14 protein-coding genes are annotated in these 13,532 nt (G+C 41.9%); 7 read left to right on the top strand and 7 right to left on the bottom strand.

Features of this window, described 5'->3' with window-relative positions:
- Nucleotides 1-81: 81 nt before the first annotated feature.
- The gene (locus NDN60_RS03935; protein WP_011373760.1) at nucleotides 82-1,269 is read right to left on the bottom strand and encodes an SAM-dependent methyltransferase; all 1,188 of its coding nucleotides are present in this window, start codon (nucleotides 1,267-1,269) and stop codon (nucleotides 82-84) included.
- A 164-nt stretch (nucleotides 1,270-1,433) separates the two neighbouring features.
- On the opposite strand from NDN60_RS03935, the gene NDN60_RS03930 reads away from it, so the two are divergent.
- Nucleotides 1,434-2,447 (top strand): AI-2E family transporter, encoded by a 1,014-nt coding sequence (locus NDN60_RS03930; RefSeq protein ID WP_025016419.1) that lies wholly within the window; start codon nucleotides 1,434-1,436, stop codon nucleotides 2,445-2,447.
- 56 nt (nucleotides 2,448-2,503) lie between these two features.
- On the opposite strand, the gene NDN60_RS03925 is transcribed toward NDN60_RS03930, so the two are convergent.
- Nucleotides 2,504-2,749, bottom strand: coding sequence for a helix-turn-helix domain-containing protein (locus tag NDN60_RS03925; RefSeq protein WP_025016418.1), 246 nt, complete (start codon nucleotides 2,747-2,749; stop codon nucleotides 2,504-2,506).
- Nucleotides 2,750-2,918: 169 nt separating this feature from the next.
- Here NDN60_RS03925 and NDN60_RS03920 point away from each other — a divergent pair, with 169 nt between their 5' ends.
- Nucleotides 2,919-3,116 carry a helix-turn-helix domain-containing protein gene (locus tag NDN60_RS03920; RefSeq protein WP_056946823.1) on the top strand — a complete coding sequence of 66 codons (198 nt, stop codon included), beginning with the start codon at nucleotides 2,919-2,921 and terminating at the stop codon, nucleotides 3,114-3,116.
- 106 nt (nucleotides 3,117-3,222) lie between these two features.
- Here the strand turns inward: NDN60_RS03920 and NDN60_RS03915 are convergent, their stop codons facing one another.
- Nucleotides 3,223-4,275, bottom strand: coding sequence for a D-alanine--D-alanine ligase family protein (locus NDN60_RS03915; RefSeq protein WP_056946828.1), 1,053 nt, complete (start codon nucleotides 4,273-4,275; stop codon nucleotides 3,223-3,225).
- Nucleotides 4,276-4,469: 194 nt separating this feature from the next.
- On the opposite strand from NDN60_RS03915, the gene NDN60_RS03910 reads away from it, so the two are divergent.
- The 5 genes from NDN60_RS03910 (at nucleotide 4,470) to NDN60_RS03890 (ending at nucleotide 10,072) form a co-directional block, all read left to right on the top strand.
- Nucleotides 4,470-4,910 (top strand): Hsp20/alpha crystallin family protein, encoded by a 441-nt coding sequence (locus NDN60_RS03910; protein WP_011373765.1) that lies wholly within the window; start codon nucleotides 4,470-4,472, stop codon nucleotides 4,908-4,910.
- 122 nt (nucleotides 4,911-5,032) lie between these two features.
- A complete protein-coding gene (locus NDN60_RS03905) occupies nucleotides 5,033-5,929 on the top strand; it encodes an ABC transporter ATP-binding protein (RefSeq protein ID WP_011373766.1) in 897 nt (298 codons plus the stop codon).
- The gene (locus NDN60_RS03900) at nucleotides 5,922-7,166 is read left to right on the top strand and encodes an ABC transporter permease (RefSeq protein ID WP_076632004.1); all 1,245 of its coding nucleotides are present in this window, start codon (nucleotides 5,922-5,924) and stop codon (nucleotides 7,164-7,166) included. The genes NDN60_RS03905 and NDN60_RS03900 overlap by 8 nt, the downstream gene beginning before the upstream one ends.
- A gap of 140 nt (nucleotides 7,167-7,306) precedes the next feature.
- Nucleotides 7,307-9,202, top strand: a complete 1,896-nt coding sequence (locus NDN60_RS03895) for a M13 family metallopeptidase (RefSeq protein ID WP_099947572.1) — start codon at nucleotides 7,307-7,309, stop codon at nucleotides 9,200-9,202.
- Nucleotides 9,203-9,454: 252 nt separating this feature from the next.
- Nucleotides 9,455-10,072, top strand: a complete 618-nt coding sequence (locus tag NDN60_RS03890; RefSeq protein ID WP_099947573.1) for a sugar O-acetyltransferase — start codon at nucleotides 9,455-9,457, stop codon at nucleotides 10,070-10,072.
- Here NDN60_RS03890 and NDN60_RS03885 read toward each other — a convergent pair.
- The 4 genes from NDN60_RS03885 to thiM are packed head-to-tail and all read right to left on the bottom strand — an operon-like array spanning nucleotide 10,062 to nucleotide 13,499.
- Nucleotides 10,062-11,228 carry a putative hydroxymethylpyrimidine transporter CytX gene (locus NDN60_RS03885; protein ID WP_099947574.1) on the bottom strand — a complete coding sequence of 389 codons (1,167 nt, stop codon included), beginning with the start codon at nucleotides 11,226-11,228 and terminating at the stop codon, nucleotides 10,062-10,064. The genes NDN60_RS03890 and NDN60_RS03885 overlap by 11 nt on opposite strands.
- Entirely contained in the window at nucleotides 11,218-11,892 is a 675-nt protein-coding gene (gene thiE, locus NDN60_RS03880) for a thiamine phosphate synthase (RefSeq protein ID WP_016264348.1), read from the bottom strand. Before thiE ends, NDN60_RS03885 begins: the two co-directional genes overlap by 11 nt.
- Nucleotides 11,885-12,697, bottom strand: coding sequence for a bifunctional hydroxymethylpyrimidine kinase/phosphomethylpyrimidine kinase (gene thiD, locus NDN60_RS03875; protein ID WP_096585770.1), 813 nt, complete (start codon nucleotides 12,695-12,697; stop codon nucleotides 11,885-11,887). The genes thiE and thiD overlap by 8 nt, the downstream gene beginning before the upstream one ends.
- Nucleotides 12,690-13,499: a hydroxyethylthiazole kinase gene (gene thiM, locus NDN60_RS03870; protein ID WP_096585767.1), complete on the bottom strand. Its 810-nt coding sequence runs from the start codon at nucleotides 13,497-13,499 to the stop codon at nucleotides 12,690-12,692. The genes thiD and thiM overlap by 8 nt, the downstream gene beginning before the upstream one ends.
- Nucleotides 13,500-13,532 lie beyond the last annotated feature (33 nt).

Raw genomic sequence — 13,532 nt, 5'->3', positions numbered from 1 at the left:
CAAAAAAAGTCGCCGTGAACAAGCAATTGTTCATAGCGACTTTTTGATTGGATGAAGTGTGTGGTAGCACACACTTTTATTTTAGACGTTATACATATAAGCACGTGTCATTGGTAAATCACGGGCGCTAGCGCCTTTAGAAACGAGGTATTGAATAACATCGATATTACCAGATTCAAAAGATGAGGCACAAGCTTGGAGATAGAGATCCCACATTCTAACGAATTCAAGACTCGTTTGTTGTTGGATTTCATCACGGTGTGCGTTGAAATTGGCATCCCAAATTTCCAACGTCTTTTGATAGTGCCGACGTAAAGGTTCCATGTCAGCGATTTGTAAACCGGCATCGACAATGTGTTGCGTATTTTCAACCAAGCCTGGCACATAGCCACCTGGGAAGATATACTTGTTGATCCAGGCGTTCTTGGCGCCGCCTTGTTGACGCGTAATGCCGTGAATAAGGGCCACGCCATCGTCTGTTAAGTAATCCGCAACATCTTTGAAGTATTCAGCCAAGTTTTCTTGACCAACATGTTCGAACATGCCGACACTTGTAATGTAATCAAATGGGGCGTGTTTTAATTCACGATAATCGACAAGTTCAACGGACGCAACGTCACTGAGGCCTTCTTCGTCAATTCGTTGTTGAACAAAATTATATTGTTCTTGGCTTAAAGTAATGCCGACAACTTTTAAGTGATATTCCTTAGCGGCGGTTAACATCAATGTGCCCCAGCCACAGCCGATATCGAGCAATGTCCGATTAGGTTGTGGATTGAGTTTTTGTAGAATATGGTGCACTTTGTTGATTTGAGCGGTTTCTAAATCATCTGTTGGTTGTTCGAAATAAGCACAAGAATAAGTCATGGTTTTATCTAGCCAAAGTTGGTAGAAATCATTTCCTAAGTCGTAGTGACTTTGGATATCCTTTTTGCTAGCTTTTTCTGAGTGTGATTGTTTAGGTAAAAAGTGAATGTAACTGTGACTGCGCATAAAACTCTCTGAGCTGTTATAAGCGGCTGTCAGTAGTTTTTGAAGTGGTGCGTCACCTTTGCCTGTCACCTCAATATCGCCTGCCATATAGGCTTCCCCTAAGGCTAATGAGGCGTTGCTGGTTAGTGATTTGATGGGGATGAGTTTTTTAAAAGTAATTGCTATTTCAGGCTCTCCGGTTCCGTAGACGTCAGTACTACCATCCCAAAAGTGGACGGCGACTGGAAAATCAAAAGAGTGTTGTAGTAGTTTCTTATAAAAAGTTTTTTCTAACATTCCGAAAATCCTTTCTAGGAAAAAATTTTTAATACCAAACTAGTATACGTTTATTTTAAAAATTATGTAAGTCATAACACTTATGTAAGGTTAGATTTTTCATTATTCAATTAACGCGAAGTGTTGTAAAATGATGATATGTTTTAGATTAGGGAGGAAAACGTGTGACTTTATACCAACGATTTGTAGCGAACGAACAATTACGGCGCCTAGTAGTTCTAATGGGGATGATTGGTGTTATTTTTGCGGTTCGTTCAATGATGAATATCATCTTGTTGACGTTCATCTTTACTTTTTTAGTTACCCAATTGGTGCGCCACGTGCAGCGTTATGTTCGGATACCACCAGCCGCGGTGGTTGTACCACTCTACATTTTAGTGATTTTATTGGTCTATCTCGGGGTAACCATTTATGTGCCACAAATCGCTAAACAAACGATTAAATTAGGTGAAAGTGTTTATAATTTTTACCAGAGTCCATCCTTTGATGCCAATAAATTCATGCAACTGATCAGCCAATACATGAAACAGTTTAATTTGACCGACCAGTTAAAGCATGGTGTTTCAACCTTGGTTAACTATATTACCGGGATTGGTACGATGGGCGTGACGATTGTCTTGTCGTTTATCCTCAGTTTCTTTTATACGATTGAACTGGATAAGTTACCACAATTTGGTGGGCTCTTCTTAAAGAGTACCTACGGTTGGCTTTTCCGAGATATTGCTTACTTTGCTAAAAAATTCGTGAACACTTTTGGTGTTGTGATTGAAGCGCAAATCTTTATCGCGGTCGTTAATACGGTCCTCACAACGATCACATTGACGGTGATGAAGATGCCTAATATTCCGAGTTTGGCAATTATGATTTTCTTATTATCAATGGTCCCAGTGGCGGGTGTGATTCTGTCATGTATTCCACTATGTATCATCGCTTTTTCAGTGGGTGGTGTGCAGTATGTGATTTATATTCTGGTGATGATTACCGTCATTCACGCGCTAGAAGCTTATGTCTTGAATCCGCGCTTTATGTCGAGCAAGACACAACTACCAATTTTCTTCACCTTTGTCGTTCTCTTTGTCGCTGAACGTTTCTTAGGCACGTGGGGCTTGATTGTTGGGTTACCAATTTTCACGTTCTTCTTGGACGTCTTAGGGGTTAAAACAATTAAAACGAAATAAAAAAAGGACCCGGCATTTAGCCGAGTCCTTTTTGATTAGTTTAGTGTACTACTGATTTATGAAAGAGATTCGGGGCGGGTTAAGTTACTGTCGGCAATGATGACAGCGAGTTGATTGAGATCAACTTGTAATTCAGTCGCGATGATGAACAACGCTTTTAATGAAGGGGCAGCGCCTTTTTCCCAGCGGAAAATCATGGAGCTACTGACCTTAATATTGTATTTTTGCGTTAATAAATCGGCTAGCTGCCGCATCGTAAGATTCCGTGAAACCCGCTTATCATGTAATAGTTGTCCAAACATTAAATTCACCTTCTTACTCGCAATAAAAACTATAGTACTAAGTATATGACAAAATACGCTAAAAAGTTAACACTTTCGTACAAAATCGTTAATTGACAAGTTTATCTAGATGACGTAATATTCCTAATGTGGAGCAAAGTTTGAGAATATTCATTTGGGGGTGCCAAATTTGGCAGGAAAACTTTTCGTGCTATCAGGATATTTAAAGGGTCGTGACATCAAGCAGCAGGAAGTTGCTGATGTTTTAAATAAAACGCTAACAACTGCTAACCGTAAGATTCGCGGTAAAATTCCGTTTACCGTCAAGGAAATTCAGTTGCTACACGATCAGCTAGATGTGCCGATTCTAATCTTCTTTGAATCTTAGTTCCTAAAGAGGAATAATTAGATTAGGATTAAGCGGGGGTACCACTAGTATTTAATAATAAAAAAACGATAAGCCCTCAGGCTTATCGTTTTTTTTTAGAAACTTATTATTTTTCATTAAGTAAAGCTAATTTACCATTCACAATCATTTCGCATAAATCAGGGTAGCTAATACCAAGAACTTCTGCTTCTTGAGGAATTAATGATAATGGTGTCATACCAGGTAATGTATTGCCTTCGATGACGTATAAGCCAGTTTCAGGACTCCAGAAGAAATCGATGCGGGCGTAGTTGGTTAAACCAAGCGCGTGCATGGCATCAAGCGCCATTTGTTTCATGGCTTCGTGAACATTATCTGGTAAGTTGTTAGGTGGTGTGACGAATTTCGTCGTGTTACCTGTTACGAATTTGTGTTCAAAGTCATACCAACCGTCATTGACTTCAATTTCAATGGCTGGTAATGGTTGTTCGTTAATGACACCCAGTGAGAATTCGCGACCCTTGATGAATTCTTCGATCAAGGCTTCGTTATCAAAACGCAAAGCATCTTCGACAGCTGGTTTTAATTCAGCTTCGTTGTGGACGATATGTGTCCCAACACTTGAACCACCATTACTTGGTTTAACCACAACAGGGTATTCAAATGGCATTTCTGGCATTGGTTGATGACGATAAGCAGCGACAAAACGTGCTGTTGGAATGTTGTTGAAGAGTAAGATTTCTTTAGAAACTTTTTTGCTCATTGTAATACCAGCAGCTAATGTGTCACTACCAGTATAAGGAATTTCAAAGACATCGAGAACCGCTTGAACTTTACCGTTTTCGCCATCGCCACCATGGAGTGCGAGGAATACGATATCAGCAGTTTTACAAATTTCTAAGACATTCGGACCAAATAGTTGTGTTGAACCATCTTCGCGAAGTTTATTGATGTCGTCATCTGTTAAAACTTCATCATCAATATCATAATCTTTTTCAACGGGATCAGATGAATAAAGAGAGTCGATTGTGGCACCATCTTTCAATTCATTCCCTAAAAAAAGATCGACAAAGGCAACATCATGTCCTTTTGTTTGTAGTGCATGGGTAATCTTGTGTCCGGACGTTAGTGAAACGTTACGTTCAGTACTACGACCGCCCGCTAAGACAACAATTTTCATATGAATCTACCTCCGAGTATTTTTGGAACCTTAAGTATAGCATAAAACGCTTAAGGCGGGAATTAAAATGCTAAATTAGGGCGGTTAACTATTTTGCGTTAGCACTCGCAATGAAAGAGTGCTAATTACTTGCATTAGACGACTAACGCGTTAAAATAGAATTGTAATTAAGATAAAGAAAGGAAGTTTTAGAGATGGCAAACGAATTAATGGATCGTCGTCAAGATTGGTTAGACAGTTTAGTAGGTGATGACTTTTTCAAGAATTTCGGCAAACAATTCTTTGCAATGTCGCCTGAAACTGACAACTTGTTGAAAACAGACGTGAAGGAGACCGATAAGGATTATCAATTAACGGTTGATTTACCTGGGCTCAACAAGCAAGACATCCACGTCGATTATCAAAACAATACGTTAAAGATTAGTGCAAAACGGGATAGTTTTAACGATCACAGCGACTCAGAAGGAAACTTGATTCAAAGTGAACGTCACTATGGCCGCTTCAGTCGTCAATATTATTTACCAGAAGTTGATCGCCAAGGAATTAGCGCGAAATATGAGGATGGCGTTTTGCAATTAGTCTTACCAAAAATGGCTGAAGATACACAATCAACAAGCCAAATTGAAATTCAATAATGATTATCTAGGAGTCGCCGATTTTTGTTGGTGACTCTTTTTTTATGGCAATAATAATAATGCGTTTTCGTAAGGGATATTGTATAGTTAAAGTGGTTAATAAATGTTGAGGAGGCAGTAATATGCTAACGTTAACGCATCTTGAAAAAAGTTTTGGGGCGATGAAAGCTGTAGATGATGTATCGTTTACCGTTCAACCAGGCGAAATATTAGGGCTTATTGGGCAAAACGGTGCTGGTAAGACGACAACTTTTAGAATGATATTGAATTTTTTAACACCGGATAGCGGGACGATTTTGTGGCAAGGGCATGCATTTACCAGTCGTGACTACGATCAATTAGGTTACCTGCCAGAAGAACGGGGCCTCTATCCTAAGATGACCGTTGAACAACAAATTTTATATTTTGCGCAGTTACGCGGGCGGACCGCGGCGGAAATTAAACCACAAATTGACGAGTGGTTAGCGCGTTTTGCTGTTAAGGGCCAACGTACTGATAAGATTAAGGATTTATCCAAGGGCAATCAACAAAAGGTGCAACTGATTGCGACCTTAATTCATAAACCAGCGCTCATTATTTTAGATGAACCATTCAGTGGGTTGGATCCTGTAAATGCTGGTTTATTAGAAGATGGTATTTTATGGTTGAAGTCGCAAGGCTCGGCAATTATTTTTTCGAGTCATGATATGACGAATGTTGCCAAGATTAGTGACCGGATTGTCATGTTGCGCAATGGGCAAGTCGTGTTATCCGGAAGTGTCGATGAAGTACGAGCCCAGTTTGGCCGCACGAAACTCTTCTTGGAATCACCGTTAACGCAATCTGAACTGGAACAAATTGAAGGTGTTTCACGTGTAACACGCCACGGTCACCAGTTTGAATTGACGCTAGCTGACGAAGCGGTTGGCAAAGAGATTTTCGAACGCGCGACGCAAGCAGGTTATATTCCAGAATTTAGTCAACAAGCGCCTAGTCTAGACGAAATATTTAGATTGAAAGTGGGTGAGCAACATGACTAAATTTAAGATTATTTTTAAACAGGTTTTCTTTAAAAATATTAAAAGTCCGGCCTATATCATTATGATTATCATGCCAATTATTCTATTAGGGGTCGTCCTAGGGATCGGTAAATTGATGGACCAATCCACCGAACCAGCTAAGATTGCGGTTCTCAGTCAACAACCAGCTGAACAAGCAGCCTTGCAACAAATGAGAGGGCAAGATTACGTCATTGATACGCAAATTAAGACGCAACCGCAAGCAGCTCAAGCGTTGAAACAAGAAAAAATTGATGGTTATTTAATCATTCAGCAAGGCAATAGCCAATATTTTGAACGGAAAGATAGTCGTGATTTTGATCCGAGTGGCATTCAAAATCAGTTGAATGAAATGAATATTGTGACCCTTGCGCGGCAAGCTAACGTCCCGGCGGACCAAATTCAAAAGTTAATGACACCGATGACGGTTAAATCCGTGACCGTTCAGTTTGAAGCTGGGCAACAAAAAATTGATCAATCTAATCAAAAACAAGTGGGAGAAGGCATTTCATTAGCGATTACAGTCTTAATGTTTGTCTTTATCGTTAATTACGCGGGGATTATCGCACAGGAAATTGCGACTGAAAAAGGCTCGCGTATTATGGAAATCATTCTCTCAAGTGTCTCGGCGACAACTCAATTCTTTGCTAAAATTGCCGCTGTATTAGCATTAGTTTTAACCCAGATTGTCTTTTACATCCTAATTGGAGTGGCGGGTTATCACTACTTAAAACAACAATTACCATTATCGGCGATTTTAAAGCAAGTCGGACCGAACCTCTGGACACCACCGGTTTGGTATGCGATTAGTTTCCTAATTGTCGGCGTTTTACTCTACACAGTGATTGCAGCAATGCTAGGGTCTGTCGTTTCGCGAATGGATCAGGTGCAACAAGCCATTTCACCGTTATTAATCCTCAGTACAATCAGTTATATGTGCGGGTTTATCTTAACGACGCGTTCGGATATCGGCTTTTTAAAAATCCTGAGTTACGTACCGCTCTTTTCACAAATCATGTTACCGGTGCGTTTTGCTAGTGGTGACTTAACTGCAACAGCAGCCACGCTTGGTCTTGGCTTAGCGATTATCACGTTGATAGGCCTTACCTATTTAGCACTGATTATCTATCGCATGAACATTTTGGTCTATTCAGACAAGGGCGTGATGCGCTCATTTATGCGGTCGTTTGCAATGTTGAAGGCGGAAAGACAAAAATAAAAAAACGGTCGGAATCTTCTTTTAGAATGATGCCGACCGTTTTTGATTGCAATCGTTATCAATAATTAAAGCGCTTAGACTACCGGAAAGTAGGGCATCAATGGTAGAATTGAATTAGAATCTGATTGAGGAGGATGACAATGACAAACGTTCGAATGCAAGATGATTTTTACACGGCAGTGAATCAAGAATGGTTAAAAACAGCCGAAATTCCAGCTGATAAACCAGCAACCGGTGGCTTTGTGGCCCTGGTGGATGAAATCGATCAACAATTAACGACCGATTTTAAGCAACTTAAACAAACGGATAATGCGTTATTACAACACTTTTTAGATTATTATGCCCTAGCGGCCGACTTTAAAACTCGTGATGAACTCGGGATTAATCCGATTTTACCGTTTATTGCACGTGTCCGCTCAATTAACAATTTAACAGAATACAATCAAGGCTTGGCAGACTGGGTATTATCAGGCCTACCAACACCTTTTGGCTTGTCAGTGGATGCCGATATGAAAGATACGGCACACCACGCGCTCTACGCTGAAGCGGGGAGCTTAATTTTACCTGATAAAACGTACTACAATGAGGGGAACCAAAGTGCCGAACAGTTATTAGCAGTCTTTACCGACATGATGGTCCAACTATTACAAAAGGTTGGCTTTGCACCGGTTGTCGCGACTAAAACGGTTAAAGAAGCGTTGGCTTTTGACCGCTCACTCGCACCATTTGTGAAGAGCGCCGAAGAAGCCGCGGATTATGCAAAGCTGTATAATCCTAAACCACTAAGCGACTTTATTGCACAACAACAATCAATTGATTTCAAACAACTTTTCAGCCGCATTTTGCCAGTCCAACCTGATAAAATTATCGTGACTGAACCCGTTTATTTTGAACAATTAACTAAATTAGTCAACGATGATAATTTTGCCCAATTTAAGGCTTGGTTACTCGTAATGACCATTCGTGATTGGAGTGGTTACTTAAATGAAGAAATGCGCCAGATTAGTTCAATTTATAGTCGCGCATTATCCGGTAGTAAAGAGGCGAAGCCCCAACAAAAGAGCGCCTATTACTTAGCGCTCGGCATGTTTAATCAAGTCGTTGGGGATTACTATGGCCGTCGTTACTTTGGGGCAACTGCTAAGGCAGATGTCGAAGCCATGGTGAAAAAGATGATTAGTGTCTATCAAAATCGTCTTGAACAAAATGATTGGTTGACCGCCGAAACCCGTGAAAAGGCGATTGTGAAACTCAATCATTTAGGGATTCATGTTGGCTATCCAGAAAAAATTGCACCCATCTTTGAAAAATTGGTGACTGTACCCCAAGCTGATGATGGCACGTTATTTGAGAATACAGCTGATTTCATTCGAACGATTGAAACGGAAAATTTTGCTAAATTAACCCAACCAGTCGATCGTGCAAAATGGGAAATGGGCGCGGCGACAGTCAACGCCTACTATTCACCTTCGAAAAATGTGATTGTGTTCCCAGCAGCTATTTTACAAGCCCCATTTTATGGTTTGCAACAAAGCAGTAGTGCTAATTATGGTGGGATTGGAGCGGTTATTGCCCACGAAATTTCACATGCTTTTGATAACAATGGTGCACAGTTCGATGAATTCGGGAACTTGCATAATTGGTGGCAAGCAACTGACTTAGATCATTTCAAGACGCTATCACAAGCAATGATTGCCGAATTTGATGGCTTAGCATTTGCTGATCAAAAGGTGAATGGCAAGCTAACCGTTTCGGAAAATATCGCTGATGCCGGTGGCTTAAGCTGTGCGCTAGAAGCGGCTAAAGGTGAAGATGATGTTGATTTGGAAGCCTTCTTCGTTAACTGGGCAACAATTTGGCGGATGAAAGCCACACAACAATATCAACAATTACTATTAAATATCGATGTCCACGCACCAAATACCTTGCGGGCGAACGTCCAAGTTCAAAATCTAGCGGATTTCTACACTACTTTTGACGTTCAATCTGCAGATAAGATGTATTTAGCACCGGATAAACGCGTCACAATTTGGTAAATTAAAAAAGTGCGTTTGAAACGGTTTGGCTTTGAGCATTAGCACAGCTCGGTGAATAACTGCTGGACGCAGTTGTTTAACGAGTGACGCTAGGCGCAGAAGACAGTTTCAAAAAACACGATTAAAAAAGTGCGTTTGAAACGGTTTGGCTTTGAGCATTAATGTCGAGTGTCAAAGTTTAGAAATCAAAAAGAGGTGCATCACAAATTTATTTTGTGGCGCACCTCTTTCATTGGAAATGGGGGATTTTGAATGACAGAAAAAGAACGAATGGTTAACGGTCAGATTTACCGTGCAAATGATGCGGAACTACGGGCAGATATGAAACGGGCCCGTGTTTTAACGCGTCTTTTTAACCAAACTACGGAAGAACAACAGGCTTACCGCCGCGAATTGACGCACCAATTATTCGCTCAAAGTGGCGCCGATTTATACATTGAACCACCGTTTCGAACGGATTATGGGTGTCAGACGACAATCGGTCAACGCGTTTATATGAATTATGATTGTATTATTATTGATGTCGCGCCAGTCACAATCGGAGATAATGTTTTCTTTGGCCCCCGAGTTGGTCTATACACCGCTGGTCACCCAATCTCGGCACAAGGCCGGCGTGATGAGTTAGAATATGGCAAACCAATCACAATTGGCAACGATGTCTGGCTGGGCGGCAATACGGTCGTTAATCCGGGTGTGACAATTGGCAACAACGTCGTGATTGGTTCCGGATCAGTGGTCACAAAAGATATTCCGGATAATGTTATCGCAGTCGGGAATCCCTGTCGCGTATTACGACCAATTGATCAAGTCGAAGAGGATTACTGGGCCCGCGAAAAAGAACAGTACTTTGCAGAAATCGCTAACGATTAGTTTTCCGATGACCTACAACTTGAGCGATACAGCATAAAATTAACCAGAGGCAGATCATCAAAAGAACGGTTGTTCCTAGGGGGAAATCAAAGTGCTGCAAGCCATAATAAGCAATTGCCCCTAAAAGCCAACCACTAAAGTTGACGGCGATTGGCAATCGACGGTAGAAATAATTGAAGAAGACAATCGTGTAGAGTGGTGTGAAGGCTGCGCTAATGAGTGTGAGAAAGAGTTCATATTTGAAGAGTTGTTGATTAGCGATTAAGCCCAACCCAATCAATGTGACGACGATCCCTAAGCCATTTTCTGAATAACGGATTTTAGGGAACAGGTTTTTGAGATTAACGCCAGCAGAATAGGCATCCAAAAAGGTCGTCGTAATGGTCGAGAAGATGATGATAAATAAAATTAAAAAGCCGAAGCGACTAGTTGCTAGAAACTGATTAAAATCAGTATAGCCAGTCGTAATAATGGTTAAAAAGCCTAAGAAAAACATCATTAGACTACCAAGAAAGTAGCCGCTAGTACTCCATAAAGAGAGTGCTAGTGGCTTTTTTGAATCCTTGGTATAATCCGCAATTAATGGTAACCAAGAAAGGGCCATCGCAATACTGAGCTCGATGGCAGCCCCAAAGCTCAGTGGATTGGCACTCAGATGAGTGGTGTGACCAGCAAATTGACTGAGTTGCCAAAAAAGGCCCAGGCAAGCAACCACTAAGAGCAATACGATGGAGTTGTTTAGCTTGAAAAAGAATTGCGTTTTAATTGCCAACCAGAAAATAATTAAGCCAGCCACGATAATGGCATTCATCAGATAACTGAGGTGAGTCAGCTTGAGTTGCTGCATGGCTTGGGCGGCATTAGCAATCATGATGCCAGTCCACCCAATTAATTGAATGACGTTTAAAATCGCAAAGAGGATAAAACCGATTTTACCGTAAATTGGGTCTGTTAACTCAATCGCGTTTTGATGACGCGTGCCACCGAGAAAACTAGCCGGTAATAGCAATAAAAAGGCACCAATCAGGTGACCAATGATAATGGCTAGACTGCCTTTGACGAGACCAAGGGGCGCAATGAGTGTCCCAGTGATGATTTCCGCAATTGAAATAGCCGCTCCAAACCAGAGTAGGAATTGATTATGATTAACTTTCATGATTATTCCCTTCTGAGCTCTGCCAAGGTTGGTTTAATAGTTGGATTGCTTGGGGAATATTTTTAGCCTGTGTAATAGCAGAAATCACGGCCGCCCCCGCAACACCGGTCTCAGCAACTTGTTGGCAGTTTTTTAAACTAATGCCCCCAATTGCGACAACCGGTAACTGGCTGAGTTGCGTGAATGTTTTTAGTTGTGCTAAACCGAGTGGTGTTTTGGCATCTTCTTTAGAATTCGTCGGAAAGATGGGGCCTACACCAATATAATCGAGCGCCGGTTGTTGATGACTGCTTAGGATTTCTTGAGCAGTATGACAGGATAGCCCGGTAATTAGGCCGTGTTGCTTGGCAACTTCAATTTTAGGCCATGGTTGATCAGATTGCCCAACATGGAGTCCGTCTGCTTGCAAATCTAAAGCTAATTCTAAGCGATCATCGATAATAAAAGGCACGTGATAAGTACGACAAAGTGCTTGCGCCTTTTTGGCGTAGTCGGACCGCATTGCGTCAGTTGGTAAGCTATTTGGGCCCTTATCTCTGAATTGAAAGCAAGTAATCCCAGCTTGTAAAGCCTGGTCAAGTATAGGTAAAAAGTTTTCTCGACCAGTATCTTGTGTACCAGCCACTAAATAAGTTTGGAGTATTTCCTGGGCAATATTAGTCATGTTCAACCTCCTGATAAGCCCAATGATTTGTGGGGCCGTGACCGTGGCCGACTGCAATTGGATTGGCAATGGCCGCTTGAATGAAGGCTTTACTAATCTGAATGGCTTTTTTGAGTGGGACTTGTTTAGCTAGCTCGGCGGTTAGACAAGCCGAGAAGGTGTCACCAGTGCCGTGGGTGCGAACGGTCGCAATCCGTGGTGTGTTTAACCAGTCGTCACTACCATCAGCGTAGAGAACGTAATCACAGGCTTGGTCACTATTATCGAGATGGCCACCTTTAATGATGATATTTTTAGCACCCATTTTTTGCAGTTGCGTTGCGGCGATTTTAAAATCGGCAGTTGTTTGAATTTTTTGACCGGTTAACACCTCTGCTTCTGGTAGGTTAGGTGTTAAGACAGTTGCCAAAGGTAAGAGTTCTGATCGTAAGGTGTCAATGGCGGAGTCGGCTAGTAGAGAGGCACCACCTTTTGCAATCATAACCGGATCGAGTGTTAAGGGGCCAAAGTCGAAGCGCCGGAGGTTTTGGGCAACGACGGCGACGTGCTCAGCATCGGCGAGCATGCCTGTTTTACAGGCTCGGATCTTAAAATCGGCTGCGAGCGATTCAAACTGTTTGGTGACTAGTTCGAGCGGTAGCGGGAAGCTATCTTGAACGCCAATGGTATTTTGGGCCGTAATTGCGACGACCACGTTGGTGGCAAAGACGTGGCGTTCTTGGATGGTTTTAATGTCGGCTTGCATACCAGCACCGCCACCACTATCTGAACCGGCGATTGTTAAGGCTTGTGGGAAATTATTCATGAGTTAAGACCTCCGTGACTTGTGCATGGTTTTGAATCTCAGTTGCTGTAATGTTAAATAAACGGTCTAATAATTGCGGATAAAAAGAACCAGGTAAAGGCGTTGGCATTGCTTCGGCGACTAATTGCCCGGCAACGGCAAAGGTCGTTGCTGCGTCGATGGCCGCTTGATAAGGATTGTCAGGACTAACGGCGACAAATGCGGCGCAAAGACCAGTTAGCATATCGCCAGAGCCGACGTGGACTTGGAAAAGTGGCGTGCCATTGGCAACTTTAGTCGTGTGATGACCATCAGTGATGATATCGGTTGGACCTGAAAGTAAAATGGTTGTTTGCTGTTTTTTAGCAGCTGTTTGAGCAATTTTTACGAGATCAATTTCGCCATTGCCTGCATCAATACCATTAGCTTGCCAGTCTAAACCAGCTAGATAAGCAATTTCCCCCGCATTTCCGCGGATAATTTGGGGTGCTCCCAATGCTAAGAGTTCATCGATAATTTTCTGACGATAATGAATTGAACCGACTGCGACCGGATCGATGACGACTGGTTTAGCTTGGCGATAAGCTTCAGCCATTAAAGTCTTCATTTGGTGAATGGGTTCAGCGGATAGTGTCCCAATATTGATGCTGAGTGCCTGCGCAATAGCGACCATTTCTGGGGCCTCTTCAGGATCACTAGACATGATTGGAGATGCACCGATTATATTTTGAACATTGGCGACTTGATCGACCGTGACGCTGTTGGCAACGTTGGTGATAATCGGGTTAGCTTGTTTTATCTGGTCTAACAGTGTCTTTGACATGCAAAAAACCTCCCTTAAAATCAAAAAAACCAC

Origin of the sequence: Latilactobacillus sp., from assembly GCF_033176295.1 — a bacterium.
Taxonomy (GTDB): domain Bacteria; phylum Bacillota; class Bacilli; order Lactobacillales; family Lactobacillaceae; genus Latilactobacillus; species Latilactobacillus sakei.
Note: the sequence above shows the minus strand (reverse complement) of the source record. Positions and strands in the feature narration are given on the sequence as shown.